Below are 20626 nucleotides of genomic sequence, written 5' to 3'. Positions count from 1 at the left end.
ACCGAAGAGACCTTATCTGTAGAAAAAACCGTTGAAGAATCTTCCCTAGAAACCGGTGAAAAACCCACGAACGAAAAAGCAGACGCTGCAGAAAGCATGACAGCAGAGCCTAGAGAAGACAACGCGGCCACTAAGAAAAATACTGAAGACAATACTCACGAAAGCCACGAAGAAGGCACCCGATTCACCGACCTGGGACTAGACCCCCGAGTGCTCTCCGCACTCGAAGAAGTCGGCTACGAGAAACCTTCCCCCATCCAGGAACAGACCATCCCGCTGCTGCTGGACGGCAAGGACGTGGTGGGTCTGGCGCAGACCGGTACCGGCAAAACCGCTGCCTTCGCGCTGCCCGCGCTCTCCCGCATGGCAGAGCTTGCCGATATCAACGGCGTCTCCCGAGACACCCAGGTGCTCGTACTCGCCCCCACCCGCGAACTCGCCCTGCAGGTTGCCGAGGCCTTCTCCTCCTACGCAACCCACATGGAAGACTTCACCGTGCTCCCTATCTACGGCGGCTCACCCTACGGCCCCCAGCTTGCCGGACTGCGCCGCGGCGCACAGGTAGTCGTCGGCACCCCCGGGCGCGTGATCGACCACCTTGAAAAGGGCTCGCTCGACCTCTCAAACCTGCAGTACCTGGTACTCGATGAGGCCGACGAAATGCTGCGTATGGGCTTCGCCGAAGACGTAGAAACCATTCTCGAAGGCACCCCGGACGCCAAACAGGTGGCACTCTTCTCAGCCACCATGCCCAACTCGATCCGCAAAATCGCCCAGCAATACCTCAACGACCCCACCGAGGTGCGCGTCAAAACCAAGACCACCACCGGGGCGAACATCCGCCAGCGCTACATGCAGGTCATGCACTCCCACAAACTTGACGCCATGACCCGCGTGCTCGAAGTCGAAAACTACGACGGCATTATCGTCTTCGTGCGCACCAAAAAAGAAACCGAAGAAGTAGCCGATAAACTCAAGGCACGCGGTTTCCAAGCGGCAGCTATTAACGGCGACATTCCCCAACAGCTGCGCGAACGCACCGTGGATGCGCTGCGCGACGGACGCATCGACATTCTCGTAGCAACCGACGTAGCCGCCCGCGGACTGGATGTTGAACGCATCTCCCTCGTGGTGAACTACGATATTCCGCACGACACCGAATCCTATGTGCACCGCATCGGGCGTACCGGTCGAGCCGGACGCGACGGCGAAGCGATACTCTTCGTAACTCCGCGCGAAAAATACATGCTGCGGCAGATCGAAAAGGCAACCCGTCAAAAGGTTGAGCCAATGCACATGCCCACCGCGCAAGACGTGAACAGCAGCCGTAAACAGCGCTTCGCCGAACAGATCACCGAAACGATCGAAACGGAAGACCTAAACTTCTTCCGCAAGATCATCGAAGACTACGAAAACGAGCACGACACCACGGCAGAAGACATCGCCGCCGCGCTCGCCGTCATTGCACAGCAAGGTCGCGCCTTCTTCCTCGATGAAAACGACGATATTGCCCGTAAATCCCGCGCTTTCGCCGACGACACCAAGGACTGCGGCAAACGCGGGCCCAAGAAGGGACGAAACCACAGCGACGAAGGCATGGTGAACTACAAACTCAACGTGGGCCGCGCCTCTCGGGTTAAAGCCTCTGCCATTGTGGGCGCGCTTGCAAACGAGGGCGGTATTAAGGGCTCACAGATCGGCTCGATCGATATTCGCCAGCACTTCACGATCGTGGGTCTTCCCGAAGACCTGCCTAAGGGTTTCTTCGATCGTCTGCGTGATACCAAGGTTGCCGGTGAGTTCATCAACATCCGTAAGGATCGGGGGCCTCAGGGAGGCGGTGGCCGCGGTTTCCGCCGCAACGATCGCCGCGACGGCGGGTTCCGTTCCCGTCGCGATGATCACCGTGGCGGTCGGGATGATCGCCGCGGAAAGTCACACGGTAAACGCTACTAGTCTGTGAAAGTTAGCCGTAAAATAAGGCGTTTCGTTATTTCATAAAAGCGGGATGCGCCCGCCGGTATTGTGGACGGAAAAACCGGCGGGCGCATCCGCGAATAAACGGTGTAAAAACGCCTATTTTTAGGGCTAAAACAAAGTGTCACAGAACACCTAACCCTTATTTGCGCGGGTGGTTTAGGATACTGTAAACTTTTATCTGTTGCCCCGATAGCTCAGTGGTAGAGCGCCATCTTGGTAAGATGGAGGTCCCGGGATCGATTCCCGGTCGGGGCTCTCGCATTGGCCTGCAAGGTTGATGTTCTGGCGGTGTAGCTCAGCTGGTTAGAGCGCACGACTCATAATCGTGAGGTCGACGGATCGAGCCCGTCCACCGCTACGCCCCGATAGCTCAGTGGTAGAGCGCCATCTTGGTAAGATGGAGGTCCCGGGATCGATTCCCGGTCGGGGCTCAGCTAAGCCTGTCTCACATGAGGCAGGCTTTTGTTGTACCTGCTGGCTTTTTCACTGCAAAGTGTAGGTGCGTCTTGAAAAGCCGGGGTGGAGGAAGTCTAGACAACGCCTGCGCGCATGCCCGCCCTTCGGTCGTGGAGCAGACCTTAGTCCTCTCTTAATGCGCGGGCGGCGTGCCTAGATCGCTTCCAACAGCCCTGGTATTCCGCCGGAAATTGTGTTCCTGGCGAGATATTAGGGCTTTCCGTTACTCGGTTTTCTGGAAGATCGGCAGCTCCGAAAGCAATTCGTAGCTTCGAATGCGGTCTTCAAACTCCCACGGCGTGCTCGTGATAATCACTTCGTCTGCACCGGTGCGGGCAACCAAATCTTCGAGCTTGCTCTGAACCGTCTGTGGGGAACCGACCACCGCCTCCTGAAGCATTGAGGAGATATGCCGTTTCTCGGCAGGACTCCACAGCTTTTCCATATCGTCGACTGGCGGAGAGAACTGCGGACGCCCGCGAATAATCCCCAGGGCGTGCTGTTGCGCAGTCGTGAAAAGACGCTGCGCCTGCTCATCTGTTTCGGCAACCAGCGACCCTGCACCCACAATAACGTAGGGTTTATCCAGGGTTTGCGACGGGGTGAAGTTATTGCGGTAGACGTTGAGCGCATCCTGCAGGGCAGCCGGGGCGAAGTGCGAAGCAAACGAGAACGGCAGACCCAGCTTAGCCGCCAAAGAGGCCCCGAAAGTTGATGAACCCAGGATATAGAGCGGAACATTGGACCCTTGCCCGGGGATAGCGTGCACGCGGCGCATGGGGGAGGGGTCACCCAGATAGCGCTGAATCTCTTCTACCTCGGCGGGGAAATTCATGGCCGCAGAATTATCGCGACGAAGCGCCTGCGCGGTCATGGGGTCGGTACCGGGCGCGCGACCCAAACCCAGATCGATGCGCCCGGGATGGAACGCCTCTAAGGTGCCAAACTGTTCTGCCACTACATAGGGGGCGTGGTTGGGGAGCATAATGCCGCCCGAACCCACCCGGATGCGCTCGGTTGCGGCGGCGAGCTCTGCCATTACCACGACCGTCGCCGAAGACAGCAGCGAGCCCGCGTTATGATGCTCGGCAACCCAGAAACGGTTGAACCCAAAACGCTCAGCTGCCTGCGCCGCCTGAACCGTCTTGCGCATGGTTTGCGGGTGAGAATCATCGGGGCGCGTGGGCATAAGATCAAGGACCGAGAACGGGATAGACATGATGGCTCCTTTCAGAACGAGAAAAGTACCCTTTTAGGCTACGCTCCCTATGCTCATGGATACCTTCATGTTCGCGGTAAGCGGCGGCAGCTACGGCACCAACCCGATAGACTGGTGGGTATGAGTATTAACCCTGACATTGTGGGTCGCGTGTACCCTGCCGAGGGCACCTACGCCGTCGGACGCGAGAAGATCCGGGAATTTGCCCGTGCCGTACACGCCGAAAACCCTCTGCATCATGACGTTGAGGCGGCACGCGCCGCAGGCTACGCAGACCTGATCGCCCCGCCCACCTTCGCTATCATCCTGTCCCAAGCAGCCGATGCCGCTCTGATTGGTGATAAATCTGCGGGCATCGATTTCTCCCGCGTAGTGCACGCCGACCAGCGCTTTACGCATCACCGCCCCATCGTGGCGGGGGACGAACTGCGCACCGAAGTTCATGTGGATTCCGTGCGAGTGATGGGTGCGGGCGCCATGCTCACCACCCGCGAGGAAATCACCGACGCTGACGGTAAACCCGTTACCACCTGTATCTCATCCCTGCTGGTACGCGCCGACGAGGAGGGCGAATAATGTCCGTAAACTTTGCAGAACTCGAAAAGGGGCAGGAGATCGGCTCTCGAACCATTGATATTTCGCGTGCATCACTGGTGCGGTATGCGGGTGCATCCGGCGACTTTAACCCGATTCACTGGAACGAGCGTTTTGCCCAGTCCGTGGGGCTTTCCGGCGTGATTGCGCACGGTATGCTCACGATGGGCACCGCCGTGCAGCTGGTGAGCGATTGGGCGGGCGATCCGGGTGCGATCGTGGACTACCAGACTCGCTTTACTAAGCCCGTACCGGTGCCGGATGCGCCCGGCGGCGATAACCCGGACACCCCTACGAATGCGCTGACTATCACCGGCAAGGTAGGTGCCGTGGATGAGGATGCGCGCACGGTTCGCATCGACCTCACTGTTACCGCTGATGACGGTGAAGGCAATCAGCAAAAGGTTCTGATGAAGACTCAGGCCGTGGTGAAATTTGCCTAGCCCGCGCGCTTACAATCGATACTCTATGTGACTGTGCCTTGAATTATGGCAGATCCGCTCCGACTATGGAGCGGGCCTGCCATAAGGTTTAGCTGACCCTAACGGAATAAAACGTGACAGACCGGTATTCTTAAAGACATGACTGAAAAGCTGCTGAGTGAGATCACCACCGCCCAAGTTGGCGGTCCTGCCCGCACATATATCCGCGCCACGACTGAAGCCGAGATTGTCGAGGCCGTTTCCTCCGCCGATGCCGCCAACGAACCCGTGCTGATCGTGGGCGGCGGCTCAAACCTGCTGGTTTCTGATGCCGGGTTTGACGGTACCGTTGTGCATATTGCATCCACCGGGGTTGAGGAGCTGCCTATTCCCGCATGTGGCGGCGCGAATGTGCGCGTGCAGGCGGGTACTGTGTGGGATGATTTCGTGCAGCTGAGCATTGAAAAAGAATGGTCCGGCCCGGCGGCACTGTCGGGTATTCCCGGGACCGTGGGTGCAACCCCCGTGCAGAATGTGGGCGCCTACGGGGTGGAGGTTGGCGAGTTTATTGCCTCCGTGCGCACCTGGGACCGCGAGACGGGAAAGTTCAAGACTTTTGCGAACGCCGATCTGCGTTTCGGCTACCGCGATTCAATCCTGAAGCAAAACATGGTGAACGGTTCACCGCGCTATGTGGTGCTGACCGTGGATTTCCAGTTCACGCTCGGCAGCCTGTCTTCACCCATTAAGTATGGGGAACTGGCGAAGAGCCTGGGTGTGCAGGTGGGGAAGCGTGCCGAATCCGCGCTGGTGCGGGATAAGGTTCTGGCGCTGCGTGCCTCCAAGGGGATGGTGCTGGATGCCTCCGACCGCGATACCTTCTCGACCGGCTCGTTCTTCACTAACCCGATTGTGCCGGTATCTGTGCTTGATTCTTTGCCTGAGGATGCGCCGCGCTTCCCGGTAGTAACGCGCACCGGAGTGTTCGGAACCGAGCAACAGGAAAGCGAGGAGTACGTGAAGCTCTCCGCCGCCTGGCTGATTCAGCACGCCGGGTTCGAGAAAGGCTTCGGGCTCGAAGGCGATGCGCGCGAGATTGCGGGCGGTCGCGCCTCGCTCTCGACCAAGCATACGCTGGCGATTACGAACCGTGGGGATGCCACCGCTGAGGATATTTTCGCGATCGCCCGGGCGGTGCGCGCCGGTGTTGCCGAGAAATTCGGGGTTGAGCTGGTGCCCGAGCCGGTTGTGGTGAACGGGAAGATTTAGGACTCTTCAGCCTCTTATTCCCTGCGAATTCCGCGAGCAGATAGGATTTTGACGAGCAGATAGCGGATTGTTATCTGCTCGTCAAAATACTATCTGCTCGCGGTTTAGCAGGGGCGGCGTTAATCCAGCAGGTCTAGAATCTTGTTGTAGGTTTTGGCGTTGCGCAGGGTCAGCTGGTTTGCGAAGGCTTTCTTTGACATGAACTTGCCGTACTGCGCTTTCTTATAATCGGGTGTGCTGTAGTTGCCGAAGTAGACGGCGCAGGTTCCTATGTGAAGCACCTCGTCGGGAACATCCAGCGTTTCGAGCTCGGCGGCTAGTGCATCGCGATCAGCATCAATGGTGAAAAACATGGCGTCCAGGCGAGGCATGTCCTCATTCCACCACTCGGGCAGGTTGTGCGCATCCTTGCGGTATTCGTCAGCGGTGAGAAGTGAGAATGGAATCTCGAAATCGTAATGCTTCGCCAGCAGATCGGTGATCTCCTGTGCCACGGTGGTTTTATCCCGCGAGCTCACAAATAGCAGGTTCCCCGAATTTATATAGCTTGTGACGTTCTCGTATCCCAGTGCAGCCAGCCGCTTTTTCAGCTCGGGCATCGACACCTTGCGCAGCTTCCCCAGGTTAACACTCCTGAGCAAAAGAATGTACTGCATATGCTATGACTCCCTTCTTGAGTCTGCGCTGAGCAGGGTAAAAATGTGGTCGAGGTGTTGTGTGACATCCGCTATCTGATGTTCCGATAGGCTCGGATAAAGTCGATGTATAGCTTGGCGAATGGCTTTATTATAGTCTATGGCTTTGATGTCCTGCAGTAGCTGAGGGCTTGCTTGAAGCGTCTTGCGGCGCTGATCTTGAGAGTCGGTACTGACCGTAACCGCACCTTCTGTGATCATGGCATTAACCATTGTTGAAACACGGCTCTGTGCTAGATGGGTGCGCTCTGCTACCTGATTGATAGTCGTGTTGGGGTGCTGCACAATATCCTCAAACACCATAGCTTCACTTGGATGTACCGACATATGGGTAAGTGATCCAGCCGTGATAGTAATATCGCGCAGCATGCGTGCAAGTTGATACAGTTCCCCCAGAGTCATGATTCCAGTATAAAAGGTGAGGTTCAGACATGAATATATCTGCTAAGATATATCTGTGGAGATATAATTATGACGCTGATAGATATTTTGGTTTCTTGTGCCCTAATGATGTTGGTGCTACGGCAAATTAGAGGGCGAAAACTCACAATTTTTAGCCTCATCTGGCCAATACTTCTCGTCGGATGGGCTGTTATTGAATATATGACGGGCTTCCCCCTGCACAACAACGGGTGGATGCTCATCATTGGATGCATAACGATCGGGCTAATTCTCGGCGTGGCGTGCGGTATGACGACGGCAGTATATACACAGAACCGCCAGATATATGCGCGTGCAGGCGGCTGGGCTGTCGTTTTCTGGCTGGTCGGGATGAGCGGACGTCTTGTTTTTGGCTTATATGCAGAACATGGTGGGGCGGAACAGATTTATCGATTTTCTCTCGACTGCTCCATTCCTATGGACGCATGGGCCAGCGCCCTTATCATGATGGCTCTCTGCGAGGTTATGAGCCGCACCTTTGTACTAGCGTGGAAACTAATTCATGCACGCCAAGCTCTGCCTGCTGCCGCATCATGATGCTGCGCTTAGCACATCTGACCTTACTCTTTCGTAGCAGTGGAAGCCTCGTAAAACCACGGCACCGCTACATCGTCTTCATTCTCCTGTGAGGGTACGCCGGGGGCAACCGGAAGATGCGGAATCAGCAGATCCACCTCGTCGCGGCGCAGAATCTCGGGGTCGGTTACCGCAGGCACGAACCCGGGAACCCGATCCCAGCTCCAGTAGTAGAATTTCTCGAGTGAACTCCAGGCGATCGTGCTGAACCCGCCATCGGAATCCTCATCAAACTGATCTTTGACCCGCGCCTCATACAGGTACGGTGCCCTCTCACCGGTCGCCGGGTTTACCCCGTACCAGATGCGCGTGATGAGCGCCCGCAGCATGGTTTCACCCGTATTGACGTGCACCGAAGAGACCTGGCCGTCCTGGTCGTAGAGAACCTTGCCTTCTCCCGGCGCGAGTACGGGCGGCTCGGTTCCCAGAGAATCCACAATATGCCCCACCAAGGCCTCAATATAGGAGCCGCGCCCTGCAACCTCATCGCGAAGCTCCCAGGTCAGGCTCCCTTCAGCATCCAGGATCGCGATGGCGCAAGTCTCCCAGTCGATGGCACGCCATTTCGTCAGATGCTCCGCGGAAAACACCAAATTGTTCTGCCAGCGGCGCATGCACAACGTAAAATCAGTGCCGAACCAAGGCCTTCTGCCGCCCACATTGGGCATGAGCTCGGCGTAGACTTGGCGGTCGCCCTTCATTGAATCCCAATCGGGCTCGCATGCGTCCAGGTACATGCTGAACTCGCATGCGTCCAGGTACATGCTGAACTCGCATGCGTTCAGGTACATGCTGAAAGGGGTGTTCTGCCGACTCTCAATCAGGAATTCCCCGGACACAAGCCGCTGCCACGGGTACTGCGCATTGTGAATGGTCTCACCCTGCTGAACCGTCATGGGCCAGGGGGTAAAAGTAGCCCGATAAGCGGAGGCGGGCGCATACGTGCGTTTCGCCCGTCGGTAAGGTGCCGTCGGCAAGTAGGGGAGTATACGGCGTACGTACTCGGGAATATCCTCGCCCGTGTCCGGGGGATAGATGAGGGGATCGGTATGTTCGAATGTGTAGCGCGCATCTTCGGTTGGAACACTCCATGCCAGCCGCGCCGGAGGGTGGCAGTAGCTCAAAACCGTTGCCCGGTAGTCGGTCGTCACGTCAAGATATGTTCGAGAACTGCATTTGGTAACGTACGCCAGCCGAATAATATCGTCACCCTGACGCATGTGGTACGAGTGGTATTGCCTGTCTTCGTTTAGGTCAAAAAATTCCCCATCCCCAAGCTCCAGATGCTGTACGCTGAGGCTGCGGTACAGCGCCATGAAGACCGCCTCAATATAGACCGAACGCTGCGGGTCATCATCGTGCTGCTCCCAGTGAAAAGCGAAATTACGATCCACCCGGGCGCGCGCGTACGTGCGGTCAGAGGGCTCTTGCCAGGTCAGAAAAACGTGCGCCGTGAAGTAAAGATAATCCTCATCAGCTTTGAAACTAAACGTGATATTGCCTGAGAAATACGTGTACCGATGCACCAGTTCACCCCTAAACCGATGCGGGTTTTCGGGGTCGAAAGGGTAGGGGTTCAGCTCCGCCATCAGGTGAAATTCCGAACCAATATAGTGCAGCACCCCGGGTCCCAGATACTCAGCAGGATGCCTGCCTGCGACCGGTTCACCGTTCTCAAGCGGTGCGGGCGTGTGGGCAATTGGCCAGGGAATATAGGTGACTGCGGGGGTTTCTGCCATGCCGCTCCTTGAGGTTGATGTCTAGACCGTTTTATCTCACTTGAGATACGCACTGAGCCCCACCCTGTACACAATAATGAGGCGGCAACACACGATGTTTAGCCATCATAACGTATCGGCACCTGGAAATACGTCAACGCCTCATAGCGTGCCTGCGGCGTGCCCCGCAGATTATGCACCCTATGTCTTCTGCGACTCCACGAGCACCTGATAAACAAAGAAAAAAGCCGAGAAGGTGAGAGATTCCCACCTTCTCGGCACACTATGTTTCACATCATTCCTGCGTTGGAGGTTTTAGCCGCTAGAGCGATTTCCCGCGCTTTTCGGGCAGAGCGAAGGTGGTAACCGCCGCCAGAAGGAACGCCGCCGCGAAAACAGCGAACAGTACCCCGGTGCCGCCGAAAGAGATGAGCGGCGGAACGATAAGCGGCGCCAGAATTGATGCGATGCGCCCCAGTCCGGCCGCCGTGCCTGTGCCGGTGCCGCGCAGCCGGGTGGGGAATACCTCCGGGCTAATGGCGTAGAGCGCGCCCCATGCGCCCAGGTTGAAGAACGAGAGGAAGCACCCACTGAGGATAATGAAGAAATCCGAATGTGAGAGGCCGTAGCATACCGCCGCGCCTGCTGAACCAGCCAAAAATACGGCGAGGGTGGCTCGGCGCCCCCACTTCTCAATCAGGTAGGCGGCCACTGCATAGCCGGGCAGCTGCGCCAGGGTCATGATCAGGGTGAATGCGAAGGACTTCACCAAGCTGAAACCCTGTGCGCTCAGTAGCGAGGGTATCCAGATAAATGCCCCGTAATACGAGAGGTTGATGCAGAACCACACGGTACACAGCGCCAGCGTGCGTTTACGCAGCGGAGCGGACCAGATGGAGGCTGCCTCCTGGGTGTCGTTGGCAGGAGCCTCAGGTGCATTGTCACGGTTGGTTTCATTCGCGTGAGTTCGTGTGCTGAGGGCCGCAGAGCTCTCAAACTCGGCAACCACTCGTTCTGCCTCGTCAATGCGCCCTTTCGACTCTAAGAACCGCACGGATTCGGGTGTTCCCCAGCGAATAATCAGCGAATACAGTGCCGGAATCACGCCGATGGCAAGCGCCCACCGCCAGCCGTTTGGGTTCGGCACAACAAAGGTGCCGATAAGCGCCGCAAGAATCCATCCGAGCGCCCAAAACGCCTCCAAAATAACGACCACGCGCCCGCGAATAGCGCGCGGCGAAAATTCCGACATCAGCGTGGATGCGACCGGCAGCTCAGCCCCGAGCCCCAGCCCCACAATAAACCGGAAAACCATTAAAACGGCCAGTGAACCGGCGAGTGCGGATGCGCCCGTCGCCAAACCGTAGATGAGCAGAGTTGCGGCGAAAATGTAGCGTCGCCCAAAACGGTCGGCGAGAAGCCCGCCGACGGTGGCGCCCAGAGCCATACCCAAAAAGCCGATGGAGCCTAACCAGCTTGTTTCGGTGGGGGAGAGCGCCCACTGTTTGGTCAGTGCCGCCATGATGAAGGAGATCAGCCCAACATCCATGGCGTCGAGCGCCCAGCCGATACCGGTGACGCCCAAGAGCTTGGTGTGTTTCTTAGTAAAGGGGAGAGTTTCTAATCGTGCTGTCAGAGAGGTCTTTGCCATGAGGAGCCTAAGATAATGCGGAGGTAGTTACGAGGGTTAGGTACCTAAAGGGGAATTTTGTTCCCGTGTCTATAGTTTACATCAACATAAGGTAGTAATGACCTAAACATGTCATATAAGGTCTTAAAACCTCTGAGAGTCCCGGGAAATACAGTGTTCGCCCGCAGGCAGCACAGCACTGTCTAGCCGCGAGAACCTGGCGATACCCTCAAAACAGCACGAATATACGCCATGCGGTCGTGATTTGTATCGACAATATCCCACGTCAACAGGGGAGCCTGGGGTGTATTATCAGCATCTCGGGTGGTGGCAGCATGCGGTACCGCATCTTGCGAAACCTGACAGTGTGCCAGCACATCACGGCCCACAGGCAGGCCATCACGCATCTAATACCGATTGGATATGCGGGGTAAGACCCGCAGTAACCTACGAGTGTCCCTGTGTATAGGCGGGCGCGGCGGGCAGATGCTCCAAGATGGCGCGCACATCGGCGGGGATCTTGGCGCCAATGACCGGATCAACAGTCAAAACGTTGTAGGCGTTGTGCCAGTAGCGTGCATCTTCTAGAGGGACGCTCCAGATGAGGCGGGCACTGGGATAGACGGTACCGCGTATAACAGCGCTGTAATCGGTTTCCGTGAGAACTCGTACGGGGTCATTCGTGTGTGCCTTAACATCAATCGCGCGAAGAACACGATCGCCGCAGCATAGGTGAGCGGAGTCCAGAATATTCCTCTCATTCATAAACTCCATATACTCGCCCTCGGCAAGAATGGGGGGCATTTTGAACATGCTTGCGTGAATGGTGTTGATAACGGTTTCGATAAATTCCATGCGCAAGGGGTCGGAATCGCGCAGAGTCCAGCTTAGGTTCAAATCTTTGTCAACAATTGCTACAGCATATTGATGATCGCGATTTTGCCAAATAGTATCAGAGGATACTGCAAACTGTAATTCATCATGAAATGCTCGATAATAAAACTGTAAATCTTGTGCAATATAAATATTGCTAAAAATAAGATCGGCATAAAACTGGTACCCCGGGGGATATCCGGGTTTAAAAAGGGGAGGAACGATGTATAAATCAACGTAATTATCATCGCTCGTTTCAAGATGCAGCTTACCGGGATGCAAATATTCTGCCGGATGCGCACCCGGCTCTGGCTTTCCATCAATCAGGGGTCGGGCATGGGGAACCGGCCAGAGTGTAAATTCTGTTGTATAGGAAAGTTTTTCCATGATTCTCTCTGCGTGTGTAGAGGTGCATTTCCTTAATATGAGGTAAAAGGTCTAAAAATAGAAGACATTGCCATATTGTTATCAAATATTTATAAACCTTGTCCGCTATTAAGGTGTTGTGATAACAATACTATAATCTTTTGGCGCCGCGATAGTGAGGGTGTCATAAAAGATATTTTTTACGATGTTAGGCTATCAGGGAGTTCCCAGGCGCGGGTGCTAGGCTGTTGCTGTATCGTGTACGCACAGGTGAGAGCCGCCCTGAGAAGAGGTGATGTGTGAAAACCTTAGAGGATGAAGTTACAGAGAGTGAAACCAGCAAGTTTCACCTGTGGCTAGAGAAAAAGAAAGCTCGGATGCACGCTCACCCGGTGCTGAAACATCTCTACAAGCCTCTTGTGATTGCCGTAGGCGGCTTCTGTTTCATTGCCGGTCTGATTATGCTTGTCACACCTGGCCCCGGCTGGCTGTTTATCTTTATCGGTTTGGGAATCTGGGGAACCGAGTTCGCATGGGCGCATCGTCTGAATCAGCGACTCAAAAAGCTAGTGATTTCACTCTGGCACCGCTACATAGCCTGGCGTGAAAAACGAAAAGCCCAGAAGGCAGCGCGTAAAGCATAGCCTGAAAAACGTACCTGCCTACTTTGAGTTTATGCCCCGCATCCTGATTGAGGATGCGGGGCACAGGCTTATCCGCTAGGTTCGGGGCAACCAGAAAGCTTATTCACCAAGAGGCGGGTACAGGCAACGTTTTGCTTATTCCCATGCATATCGTTCAAAGCTTGTGGGCTAGGCTTAACATACGTGGGCGCGGAACCGCTCTTACGGCACCGCGCCCACGAGTACTTTGAGAAGGCTACTTTAGAGCTTTCCGACCGCGATTTTGAGCATGCGGCGCACCGGCTCAGCGGCACCCCACAGTAGCTGGTCGCCCACCGTGAAAGCACTAATGTACTGCGGACCCATCGCCAACTTGCGGATGCGCCCCACCGGAATATTCAGCGAGCCGGAAGCGGCGACCGGAGTCAGCCCCTCCATCGTGGCATCCTTAGTATTTGGCACCACCTGGGCCCACTGGTTGTCTTCAGCGATAATGCGCTCAATCTCGGCAACCGGCAGGTCTTCGGTCAGTTTCATCGTGAGTGCCTGAGAATGCGAACGCATGGCCGCGATACGCACACACAAACCGTCCATAATCACACGGTTATCGCCCTCAAGACCCAAAATTTTATTGGTCTCGGCATCAGACTTCCATTCCTCGCGGGACTGCCCATTGCCCAGGTCAGAGTCAATCCACGGGATCAGCGACCCGGAAAGCGGAACCCCGAACTGCGCGGTATCAAGCTCACCCGAACGCTGCTTAGCGAGCACCTTACGGTCGATCTCCAGGATCGCCGCTGCCGGATCGTTAAGCTCGGCAGACACCTCATTGCCGAGGTCGCGGAACTGCCCCAGAACCTCGCGCATATGACGGGCCCCGCCCCCTGAAGCCGCCTGATAGGTCATCGAGGTGGTCCATTCCACCAGACCCTGTTTGAAGAGGCCGCCCAGCCCCATGAGCAGGCACGAGACGGTGCAGTTGCCGCCGATAAAATCTTTCACACCGGATTCGAGCCCGCGGTCAATCACATCACGGTTAATTGGGTCGAGCACGATAATGGCATCATCGTTCATGCGCAGGGCAGAAGCGGCATCAATCCACAGGCCCTCCCAGCCGGACTCGCGCAGCTTCGGGTGAATCTCTTTCGTGTAGTCACCGCCTTGTGCGGTCACAATAATCTTGTGCTGGCGAAGCTCGTTCAGATCGTACGCATCCTTCAGCGTAGAAGGTTCAAGCGTGCCGTCGAAGGTGGGGGCTTCACCGCCCACATTGGAGGTTGTGAAGAAAACGGGAGAAATATCTTTGAAATCGTTCTCTTCAAGCATGCGCTTCATCAGCACGGAACCAACCATGCCGCGCCAACCTACAAAACCTACTGAGTCACCGGGATTAAAATTCATAATTTCTAGTCTACCCCGTGTACCACATATCGCGTGGAACAGCGTCATAACCCCTAGTCAGTATGGGAAAGACCAGGTGAAGTGCGAGATAGGTGTGATGAGCTGTGACGTAAGACGTTGTGAGGGGAACGAATGTACCCCAGACAAACGAGACTACACTTTGCCGTTCGCACAAGCGAACGTTATTGTACGGAATTTCCGCGCCAGGTATATCAGAGGCGGGCTAGGGTTTGAAATGAGTAGTACATGGGATTTTTCCCGCCCGAAGCATCCAGCAGGTAGCCGCGCTCGCTTTTTTCCCAGGCGCTTTCACCCAGGATGCGCCATCGCGCCGGTTCGTCCGCAGCCACAAATCCTTCTACCGCAAGTTCGGGGGCGTAGGTATCACCCGTAATCTCGTTACCTTCCTGACAATAGAAGAAGGTGCGTTCGATAATTTCGACGCGGCCAAAGGAGGGTAAATCCTCGCGGGAAAGTGCCTCCGCATAGACGGAGCCGCCGCCAATGATCCAAGCATCAACTTGCTGATGTGGTGAATCCGGGTGCTGGTTATCGTTGGGCGTTAAAGGCGTGTTGCTCGCAAGGGTGAGAGCCGCATCCAGCGACGGAACCCAAAACGCGCCATCGCGTTTAAGAGGCGCGGCTGAACCGCCCGTAATACTGCGGCTGATGACGATATTGGTGCGCTCAGGCAGCGGTCGAAAACGCGGTGGAAAAGACTCCCAAGTGCGCCGCCCCATGATGACGGGCTTACCCACGGTGACGGTTTTGAAATGCGCAAGGTCTTCGGGGGCACGCCAGGGCATGGTGCCGTCGCGCCCAATAATACCCGCATCGGTCTGCGCCCAAATAGCGCCGAGGCACGGTCGTGCGAGGGAGGGGGATTCATACTCACGCATCGATTGTCCTAAACCGCGATGGGGGCAGAAATCCCCGGGTGATGCTTATAATCGACGAGCTCAAAGTCTTCATACTCATAATCAAAAACAGAAGGTTTCTTCGTTTTGATAACGAGTTTGGGGTACGGGTAAGGCTCACGCGGGGGATATGGGTTACCTTCGGGATCGTTGCCGTAACCGAGCTGCTTTTTCACCTGTTCCAGGTGGTTGGAGTAGATATGGCAGTCGCCGCCTGTCCATATGAACTCGCCGGGTTCCATGCCGACCTCGTGGGCTATCAGGTAGGTCAGCAGGGCGTAGGAGGCGATATTGAAGGGTACACCCAAGAACATATCGGCGCTGCGCTGGTACAGCTGGCACGACAGTTCCTTCACGCCGTCAGGGCGCTCGTGTACGTAAAACTGGAACATGGCGTGGCAGGGCGGCAGTGCCATCTCATCAACCTCGGCGGGGTTCCATGCCGAGACAATGTGGCGACGTGACGACGGGTTCGTTTTGAGAGATTCGATTACTTTCGCGATCTGGTCGATGGTGCCGCCGTCGGGGGTGGGCCATGAACGCCACTGCACCCCGTAGACCGGGCCGAGGTCACCATTTTCGTCAGCCCATTCATCCCATATAGTCACGCCGCGTTCCTGCAGCCAACGTATGTTTGAGGAACCGCGCAGGAACCACAGAAGCTCGACCGCCACCGATTTGAAGTGCACGCGCTTGGTGGTAATCAGGGGGAAAGAGTCACGCAGATCGAAGCGCATCTGCCGCCCAAATACGCCGAACGTGCCGGTGCCCGTGCGATCCGCGCGCTGAGCATCGGCGGCAATAGCATCACGGTTCTCGTCAAGAATTTCGCGCAGCAAATCCTCATAGGGCGTTGGGATGCTCTGCTGACCAGAGGCGTGATGCGCGGGCGTACTCATGGTGGCTTGACTCCTGGGCGTAGATTTTTAGTCAAAATTCTATTGTACGAGGGGAGGACAGAAAAGAGGCACCTGCAAGCTAGGTGCGAAATATATGGTTAAGATATAGAAACGTATAGCGCTAATTATTTTTGTGCTGCCAGCTCCTAACGACTTTATGGCGATACTCCACCAGGGGTGGGTATTCTGCGCCTGGGTTGTCTTTATCGAAGTCTTCGATAATAGTGGCTCGACCTTCGAAGAATTCCAGCACAGTGTCGAGTTTTTCCTGAGACACCTCCATACCATAAAGCACATATGGTGGGTCATAATCACCATAAGCAAATTGGCTATGCCGGTACCGCAGGTTATCGTCCACGGTTTGTAGGTGTCGTGCCATCCATTTTGCTTCAGAGTGGTCGGGACTGTTCCAGGGGGTGAAGAGTACATCGTAGTCTTTGAGGATGACGAAGACTCCTTTGCTTAGATCGAGCCAGTCGAGGTCTGAGATGATTTCTTGGGTCCAGGTCATGTAATTATCATCGGGGAGTTTGTGCGGGAGGTTGACGGCTCGGATGATTTCGAGGGCTCCTGCTTGCGGGTCCTGGGAAGCTAGTATGTTTTTGCAGTGGATTTCGATGACGGCCCAGCCTTGATCGCGCAGGGCTTGAGTTTGGCGCTCTAGCACCTTGTCTTCGGTGATGTAGATAGCAGGGAAGAATGTATCATCTGATTCGTTTTTGTAGAAACCCATAATTGGTTACTCCTTGGCTATCAGTGCGTTGTTAGCTGTTCCCGCCGGTGTAGGATGTGCTCTCGGAGCACTCATCAGGATCATTAATCCAGTCATCTCCATCTTCATAAAGAGGATCCGGAAAACCATTCGGGAAAAACAGTTTCTTAAACCTTTCCACCCGTGACCAAGGATACTTGGCCCCGTCAGCAGCAATCACGATGCTATCGTTGAAAAACTCTTTCACCCGCGGCAAGCTTTCCCGTGAAATATCAAACCCATACCCAACCAAAACTTCATACAGACCGCTGCCGTGTAATTGGCGAGTGGCGTAATATACTTCCATTTCTTCCAGAATATTTACGCATAAGCTCACGTCCTCGTCATCCATCACGAAGAGATCATCAAAATTCTTGTACAACACAAACAGCCCCTGGCGCATATCAAACCAGTTAATCAGGCAGGCATCTTCCGAAGCCCAACGCAGGTTAAAATCATCCGGAATAGCATAGACACTCTCAATACTCGCAACCAGACGGTACGCAAAATCTAGTGTGGTTTCTACCCCGGCACAGTCAACAACAATAACCTTCCACCCCTCCGCTTCCAGATAAGGCAGCATATGGTTCTCCCAGTACCCATCTTCACGGATAAACAAAGGGGCAATGAATCCCTCAGCAGACCGTACCTGCTTGTAAGCCATGGTTATTTTCTCCCTTACTCTGCTAATAGGATAAACGTGTGATAATGATCCGGGCTGTAATAGATACTGCCATTACTACCCACTATCAACCGGTCATCACCACGAGTCGTCTCAGGCTTCCCGTTAGGCTTCAACTCAACTCTACCGTTTTCACCAATCTTCGGTTGAGGCGCCATGAAATCCATTTCCGTATACGTAATAGGATTCCCCTCAACAGCAGTTGCGGCAGAACAGCCTCCGTAACTTTCTTATTTGTTGACAGGCATAAAGATATAGAAAATTAGTTGTCCGTAACTTCGCTATAAGCTACGGACAACTAAACTCAAGAAGGAACATGATCGATTATTCGGGATCGTCAAACTCGCTATGCACCAGGTGCACTTTCGAGGCAAGAACAGGGTCATACAATGGTGATTCAGGATAATATCGAGGATCATCAACATAGATACCCGTAGTCTGCGAACTATGGGTAGTAACACCAAAAAGCTCCCCATACTTATCGTACAGAGGGTCCGGGGCACCATTCGGGAAGTTTCTGCGCTGTTCTTCCTCAAAATCGGACCAGGGGTATCGCACACCCTCACCGGCAATCATCACATTTTCCGCACCCATCAGCTCCTCAAACTGTGGAATATACGAGGTGGGAAGACCAACGCCATACCCCACCACCACAGGATACTGCTCGTAAATATACCCACGAAGATCGGAGTAGTGATAGCTCATATTTTCAAGAAGCTTGATCGCATATATTGCTGAAGACTCTGGATCTGCATCATGATGCATAGATAAAAAGTCTCCAAAGTTTTTATAGTAGATAAAAAAACCTTGCCGCATAGATACTCCAGATATTTCCCCGACAAGATTTTCATACCATATCGGACTGATATATTCGTTATCACCAACGCTAAAATTAAGTGCCCGTAGAAGCCTCCTGCCAAAATCTACTATATCTTCCACACCAACACAGTCTACTTCAGCGATATACCACCTCTGCTGCTGTAAACGAGGCTTCATGATTTTCTCCCAGTACCCGCTCTCCTGAGTGAACACCGGAACAATGAACTCATCCTTGTAGTCGTATTTATACCCCATAGCGTTTATATAGAGGGATCTGGCTCAGTAAATTCACTATGCACCAGGTGTACCTTGGAAGCAAGCTCCGGGTCATAAAATGGTGATTCAGGATAATACCGAGGATCAGCAACATAGATACCCGTAGCCTGCGGATCATGGTTTATAACCCCACCAAAGAGCTGACCTGTCTTATCGTATAGAGGGTCCGGGGCGCCGTTCGGGAAGTTCCTTCGCTGTTCTTCTTCGAAATCAGACCATGGATACCGCGTACCCTTACCAGCAACCATCACGTTCTCAGCACCCATCAGCTCCTCAAGCTGCGGAATATACGAGATGGGAAGACCAACACCATACCCTACCACCACAGGAAACTCTTCATAGATATATCCACGTAAGGTTGAATAATAATAAACAATATCTTCAATCAGTTGGAGCATAAACTCGGCTCCATAGCCATTATATAGATCAGGATGGGTAGAGAAGATATCTTCAAAATTCTTATAAAAAACAAAGAGGCCTTTGCGCATATTAATGCCATAGATATCCCTAAGATTTCCTTTGACCGCCATGGCATTAATATATCCATGCTCAGGAACCTTAAAGTTGAGTTCACGTAGAAGCCTTGTGCCGCAATCCTCAATATCCTCTACATTCGCACAGTCTACTTCAGCGATATACCAACCCTGCTGCTGCAAACGAGGCTTCATCACTTTCTCCCAATACCCACTCTCCCGAGTGAACACCGGAACAACGAACTCATCCTTATATTCTTTTTCATAAACCATATAGTTATTTCCTTAAGAAATCCCACACAGGGGGATTCATAAAGAACCTACCTAAGTCCCTTATGAATAAACCCTTAAGCAACATTCCAAAATTTCAACCTCAAATACTATCATGTTTATCCCATTTCTATAAGCCTCGGGCCATCTAGGGTACACAGAAACTCTATTCGGCAAGCTAGTTGACTTCATTATTCTGACTATTAATCCGCCAAATAGGTTATACTCGAGCGCACGATCTCGGTTATACCAGCCTTATCCACCGAATCCATCACCGAACACAACGCAGCCGATAACAACCGCGACTCAGCATAAGAACTAAACCGGTACTGCTGCAGGCTAGGTTCTTTACTCGCAGTCAGGGTCAGCATAAAATTCTCAAGCGACCAATCTGTAAAAGTTTGAACGGCCTTGACCATATCGAACTCATAAGCCTGCACCCATGCCTGATCTATAGATTGATTCTCGAACCCAGTACCGGTTGAATTATGCGGATACAGGCTGAACCTCAAGACGACTATTCATCCACAGGATATCCTGCATCACCCGTAAACGCGGGACTCTCCGGATACCTTTCAGGATCAAAAATCCACTCCCCCCTCTCATCACACCGAGGAGCCGGGAACCCCTGAGGAAAATATTTTTTCTTCCGCTCCTCATGCCAAGTCCACGGATACTCCACCACCTCCGGGCCAGCAATCAGAATCTCATTATTTCCTGCAAAGAACTGCTCCACACGCGGCAAAGAAGCCCGACTCACCCCGAACCCGTACCCTAAAGTCACCTCATAATCATCCCCAGACCGAGGACGTGGGCTAGGACGCATAGGATAGACCAGACGCATATAATCAACCATATGCACGGCATAAATAGCGTAACTATCGTTCCCTAAACGGTCCGCCATCGACAGAACGTCCTCAAAGTTTTTTATAGTACACAAACAACCCCTGACGCAGATCAAGCCAATCGACTGCAGTAGCGTATTCATAAGCCCACTCTGTATCGAACTCATGCAAGAAAGAGTCCCAGTCGAAATCCAGGGCTGTTAAAAGACGACGCCCAAAGTCCCGGGCATCTACCACCCCAGCACAATCAACCTCTGCGATATACCACCCTTCACGCTCAAGATAGGGCTTCATACAATTCTGCCAATACCCATCTTCCTCAATGAAGATCGGGGCGATGAAGGGTTTTGAAAGATTATGTTGATATGGCATACTGTTTCTTTCCCAAAATTAACTCACGAGGCAAATAAAGATATAGAGCACGACCTGAG

23 protein-coding genes and 3 tRNA genes are annotated in these 20626 nt (G+C 53.9%); 9 read left to right on the top strand and 17 right to left on the bottom strand.

The genetic code is table 11. The features are described from left to right. Positions 1 to 96 precede the first annotated feature (96 nt). From HMPREF0733_RS01850 to HMPREF0733_RS01835, 4 genes are all read left to right on the top strand, one after another. On the top strand, positions 97 to 1956 hold the full coding sequence (locus tag HMPREF0733_RS01850) for a DEAD/DEAH box helicase (protein ID WP_478013362.1): 1860 nt from the start codon (positions 97 to 99) through the stop codon (positions 1954 to 1956). A gap of 207 nt (positions 1957 to 2163) precedes the next feature. Beyond that, positions 2164 to 2235, top strand: a tRNA-Thr gene (locus tag HMPREF0733_RS01845). Positions 2236 to 2264: 29 nt separating this feature from the next. Further along, positions 2265 to 2338: transfer RNA gene (locus HMPREF0733_RS01840), tRNA-Met, on the top strand. A 1-nt stretch (position 2339) separates the two neighbouring features. Then, positions 2340 to 2411 (top strand) — tRNA-Thr (locus tag HMPREF0733_RS01835). A gap of 248 nt (positions 2412 to 2659) precedes the next feature. Here HMPREF0733_RS01835 and HMPREF0733_RS01830 read toward each other — a convergent pair. Further along, positions 2660 to 3655, bottom strand: a complete 996-nt coding sequence (locus HMPREF0733_RS01830; RefSeq protein WP_013397687.1) for an LLM class flavin-dependent oxidoreductase — start codon at positions 3653 to 3655, stop codon at positions 2660 to 2662. Between the two features lie 120 nt (positions 3656 to 3775). Between HMPREF0733_RS01830 and HMPREF0733_RS01825 the strand changes: the two genes are divergently transcribed. The 3 genes from HMPREF0733_RS01825 (at position 3776) to HMPREF0733_RS01815 (ending at position 5940) form a co-directional block, all read left to right on the top strand. After that, positions 3776 to 4231, top strand: coding sequence for a MaoC family dehydratase N-terminal domain-containing protein (locus HMPREF0733_RS01825; protein ID WP_037231169.1), 456 nt, complete (start codon positions 3776 to 3778; stop codon positions 4229 to 4231). Then, a complete protein-coding gene (locus tag HMPREF0733_RS01820) occupies positions 4231 to 4692 on the top strand; it encodes a MaoC family dehydratase (RefSeq protein WP_013397685.1) in 462 nt (153 codons plus the stop codon). Before HMPREF0733_RS01825 ends, HMPREF0733_RS01820 begins: the two co-directional genes overlap by 1 nt. 138 nt (positions 4693 to 4830) lie before the next feature. Beyond that, positions 4831 to 5940, top strand: coding sequence for a UDP-N-acetylmuramate dehydrogenase (locus HMPREF0733_RS01815; protein ID WP_013397684.1), 1110 nt, complete (start codon positions 4831 to 4833; stop codon positions 5938 to 5940). Positions 5941 to 6059: 119 nt separating this feature from the next. Here the strand turns inward: HMPREF0733_RS01815 and HMPREF0733_RS01810 are convergent, their stop codons facing one another. Together HMPREF0733_RS01810 and HMPREF0733_RS01805 are read right to left on the bottom strand one after the other, a co-directional pair. Then, positions 6060 to 6596 (bottom strand): DUF1697 domain-containing protein, encoded by a 537-nt coding sequence (locus HMPREF0733_RS01810; RefSeq protein ID WP_013397683.1) that lies wholly within the window; start codon positions 6594 to 6596, stop codon positions 6060 to 6062. Positions 6597 to 6599: 3 nt separating this feature from the next. Beyond that, positions 6600 to 7037: a MarR family winged helix-turn-helix transcriptional regulator gene (locus HMPREF0733_RS01805; protein ID WP_004005379.1), complete on the bottom strand. Its 438-nt coding sequence runs from the start codon at positions 7035 to 7037 to the stop codon at positions 6600 to 6602. A 201-nt stretch (positions 7038 to 7238) separates the two neighbouring features. Here HMPREF0733_RS01805 and HMPREF0733_RS01800 point away from each other — a divergent pair, with 201 nt between their 5' ends. After that, complete coding sequence (locus tag HMPREF0733_RS01800) at positions 7239 to 7613, top strand: hypothetical protein (protein ID WP_013397682.1); 375 nt, start codon at positions 7239 to 7241, stop codon at positions 7611 to 7613. Positions 7614 to 7636: 23 nt separating this feature from the next. On the opposite strand, the gene HMPREF0733_RS01795 is transcribed toward HMPREF0733_RS01800, so the two are convergent. The 4 genes from HMPREF0733_RS01795 to HMPREF0733_RS01780 all read right to left on the bottom strand — a co-directional run bounded on the left by HMPREF0733_RS01795 (position 7637) and on the right by HMPREF0733_RS01780 (position 12260). After that, positions 7637 to 9391, bottom strand: a complete 1755-nt coding sequence (locus tag HMPREF0733_RS01795; protein WP_013397681.1) for a hypothetical protein — start codon at positions 9389 to 9391, stop codon at positions 7637 to 7639. A 301-nt stretch (positions 9392 to 9692) separates the two neighbouring features. Beyond that, on the bottom strand, positions 9693 to 11021 hold the full coding sequence (locus HMPREF0733_RS01790; RefSeq protein WP_013397680.1) for an MFS transporter: 1329 nt from the start codon (positions 11019 to 11021) through the stop codon (positions 9693 to 9695). Between the two features lie 182 nt (positions 11022 to 11203). Continuing rightward, on the bottom strand, positions 11204 to 11407 hold the full coding sequence (locus tag HMPREF0733_RS01785; RefSeq protein ID WP_013397679.1) for a hypothetical protein: 204 nt from the start codon (positions 11405 to 11407) through the stop codon (positions 11204 to 11206). Between the two features lie 40 nt (positions 11408 to 11447). Beyond that, entirely contained in the window at positions 11448 to 12260 is an 813-nt protein-coding gene (locus HMPREF0733_RS01780) for a hypothetical protein (protein WP_013397678.1), read from the bottom strand. Positions 12261 to 12538: 278 nt separating this feature from the next. Here HMPREF0733_RS01780 and HMPREF0733_RS01775 point away from each other — a divergent pair, with 278 nt between their 5' ends. Continuing rightward, positions 12539 to 12883, top strand: a complete 345-nt coding sequence (locus tag HMPREF0733_RS01775; RefSeq protein ID WP_013397677.1) for a PGPGW domain-containing protein — start codon at positions 12539 to 12541, stop codon at positions 12881 to 12883. 240 nt (positions 12884 to 13123) lie between these two features. Here HMPREF0733_RS01775 and asd read toward each other — a convergent pair whose 3' ends face one another. The 10 genes from asd to HMPREF0733_RS11305 all read right to left on the bottom strand — a co-directional run bounded on the left by asd (position 13124) and on the right by HMPREF0733_RS11305 (position 20567). Further along, positions 13124 to 14263: an aspartate-semialdehyde dehydrogenase gene (asd, locus tag HMPREF0733_RS01770; RefSeq protein ID WP_041321535.1), complete on the bottom strand. Its 1140-nt coding sequence runs from the start codon at positions 14261 to 14263 to the stop codon at positions 13124 to 13126. A 212-nt stretch (positions 14264 to 14475) separates the two neighbouring features. Continuing rightward, positions 14476 to 15162 carry a dihydrofolate reductase gene (locus HMPREF0733_RS01765; RefSeq protein ID WP_013397675.1) on the bottom strand — a complete coding sequence of 229 codons (687 nt, stop codon included), beginning with the start codon at positions 15160 to 15162 and terminating at the stop codon, positions 14476 to 14478. Positions 15163 to 15170: 8 nt separating this feature from the next. After that, positions 15171 to 16079, bottom strand: a complete 909-nt coding sequence (locus HMPREF0733_RS01760) for a thymidylate synthase (protein ID WP_013397674.1) — start codon at positions 16077 to 16079, stop codon at positions 15171 to 15173. Between the two features lie 121 nt (positions 16080 to 16200). Continuing rightward, positions 16201 to 16812 (bottom strand): hypothetical protein, encoded by a 612-nt coding sequence (locus tag HMPREF0733_RS01755; RefSeq protein WP_013397673.1) that lies wholly within the window; start codon positions 16810 to 16812, stop codon positions 16201 to 16203. A gap of 31 nt (positions 16813 to 16843) precedes the next feature. After that, positions 16844 to 17494, bottom strand: a complete 651-nt coding sequence (locus tag HMPREF0733_RS01750) for a hypothetical protein (protein ID WP_013397672.1) — start codon at positions 17492 to 17494, stop codon at positions 16844 to 16846. A 342-nt stretch (positions 17495 to 17836) separates the two neighbouring features. Next, positions 17837 to 18586 (bottom strand): hypothetical protein, encoded by a 750-nt coding sequence (locus tag HMPREF0733_RS01740; protein ID WP_013397670.1) that lies wholly within the window; start codon positions 18584 to 18586, stop codon positions 17837 to 17839. Between the two features lie 5 nt (positions 18587 to 18591). After that, complete coding sequence (locus tag HMPREF0733_RS01735; RefSeq protein WP_013397669.1) at positions 18592 to 19353, bottom strand: hypothetical protein; 762 nt, start codon at positions 19351 to 19353, stop codon at positions 18592 to 18594. 200 nt (positions 19354 to 19553) lie between these two features. Further along, complete coding sequence (locus HMPREF0733_RS01730; RefSeq protein ID WP_013397668.1) at positions 19554 to 19862, bottom strand: hypothetical protein; 309 nt, start codon at positions 19860 to 19862, stop codon at positions 19554 to 19556. A gap of 5 nt (positions 19863 to 19867) precedes the next feature. Further along, positions 19868 to 20290, bottom strand: coding sequence for a hypothetical protein (locus tag HMPREF0733_RS11310; protein WP_244864783.1), 423 nt, complete (start codon positions 20288 to 20290; stop codon positions 19868 to 19870). Then, positions 20268 to 20567: a hypothetical protein gene (locus HMPREF0733_RS11305; RefSeq protein ID WP_013397666.1), complete on the bottom strand. Its 300-nt coding sequence runs from the start codon at positions 20565 to 20567 to the stop codon at positions 20268 to 20270. The genes HMPREF0733_RS11310 and HMPREF0733_RS11305 overlap by 23 nt, the downstream gene beginning before the upstream one ends. Between the last annotated feature and the right edge of the window lie 59 nt (positions 20568 to 20626).

Source organism: Rothia dentocariosa ATCC 17931 (assembly GCF_000164695.2).
Lineage (GTDB): Bacteria > Actinomycetota > Actinomycetes > Actinomycetales > Micrococcaceae > Rothia > Rothia dentocariosa.
This window is presented reverse-complemented; position numbering and strand designations above follow the sequence as displayed.

Coding starts and splice junctions, on each gene's coding strand:
- HMPREF0733_RS01830 (WP_013397687.1), bottom strand. CDS start 3,655: ATGTCTATCCCGTTCTCGGTCCTTGATCTTATGCCCACGCGCCCCGAT.
- HMPREF0733_RS01815 (WP_013397684.1), top strand. CDS start 4,831: ATGACTGAAAAGCTGCTGAGTGAGATCACCACCGCCCAAGTTGGCGGT.
- asd (WP_041321535.1), bottom strand. CDS start 14,263: ATGAATTTTAATCCCGGTGACTCAGTAGGTTTTGTAGGTTGGCGCGGC.
- HMPREF0733_RS01850 (WP_478013362.1), top strand. CDS start 97: ATGACAGCAGAGCCTAGAGAAGACAACGCGGCCACTAAGAAAAATACT.
- HMPREF0733_RS01825 (WP_037231169.1), top strand. CDS start 3,776: ATGAGTATTAACCCTGACATTGTGGGTCGCGTGTACCCTGCCGAGGGC.
- HMPREF0733_RS01800 (WP_013397682.1), top strand. CDS start 7,239: ATGACGGGCTTCCCCCTGCACAACAACGGGTGGATGCTCATCATTGGA.
- HMPREF0733_RS01795 (WP_013397681.1), bottom strand. CDS start 9,391: ATGGCAGAAACCCCCGCAGTCACCTATATTCCCTGGCCAATTGCCCAC.
- HMPREF0733_RS01740 (WP_013397670.1), bottom strand. CDS start 18,586: ATGGGGTATAAATACGACTACAAGGATGAGTTCATTGTTCCGGTGTTC.
- HMPREF0733_RS01820 (WP_013397685.1), top strand. CDS start 4,231: ATGTCCGTAAACTTTGCAGAACTCGAAAAGGGGCAGGAGATCGGCTCT.
- HMPREF0733_RS11305 (WP_013397666.1), bottom strand. CDS start 20,567: ATGCCATATCAACATAATCTTTCAAAACCCTTCATCGCCCCGATCTTC.
- HMPREF0733_RS01780 (WP_013397678.1), bottom strand. CDS start 12,260: ATGGAAAAACTTTCCTATACAACAGAATTTACACTCTGGCCGGTTCCC.
- HMPREF0733_RS01735 (WP_013397669.1), bottom strand. CDS start 19,353: ATGGTTTATGAAAAAGAATATAAGGATGAGTTCGTTGTTCCGGTGTTC.
- HMPREF0733_RS01790 (WP_013397680.1), bottom strand. CDS start 11,021: ATGGCAAAGACCTCTCTGACAGCACGATTAGAAACTCTCCCCTTTACT.
- HMPREF0733_RS01810 (WP_013397683.1), bottom strand. CDS start 6,596: ATGCAGTACATTCTTTTGCTCAGGAGTGTTAACCTGGGGAAGCTGCGC.
- HMPREF0733_RS01760 (WP_013397674.1), bottom strand. CDS start 16,079: ATGAGTACGCCCGCGCATCACGCCTCTGGTCAGCAGAGCATCCCAACG.
- HMPREF0733_RS01750 (WP_013397672.1), bottom strand. CDS start 17,494: ATGGCTTACAAGCAGGTACGGTCTGCTGAGGGATTCATTGCCCCTTTG.
- HMPREF0733_RS01755 (WP_013397673.1), bottom strand. CDS start 16,812: ATGGGTTTCTACAAAAACGAATCAGATGATACATTCTTCCCTGCTATC.
- HMPREF0733_RS01805 (WP_004005379.1), bottom strand. CDS start 7,037: ATGACTCTGGGGGAACTGTATCAACTTGCACGCATGCTGCGCGATATT.
- HMPREF0733_RS01765 (WP_013397675.1), bottom strand. CDS start 15,162: ATGCGTGAGTATGAATCCCCCTCCCTCGCACGACCGTGCCTCGGCGCT.
- HMPREF0733_RS01785 (WP_013397679.1), bottom strand. CDS start 11,407: ATGCGTGATGGCCTGCCTGTGGGCCGTGATGTGCTGGCACACTGTCAG.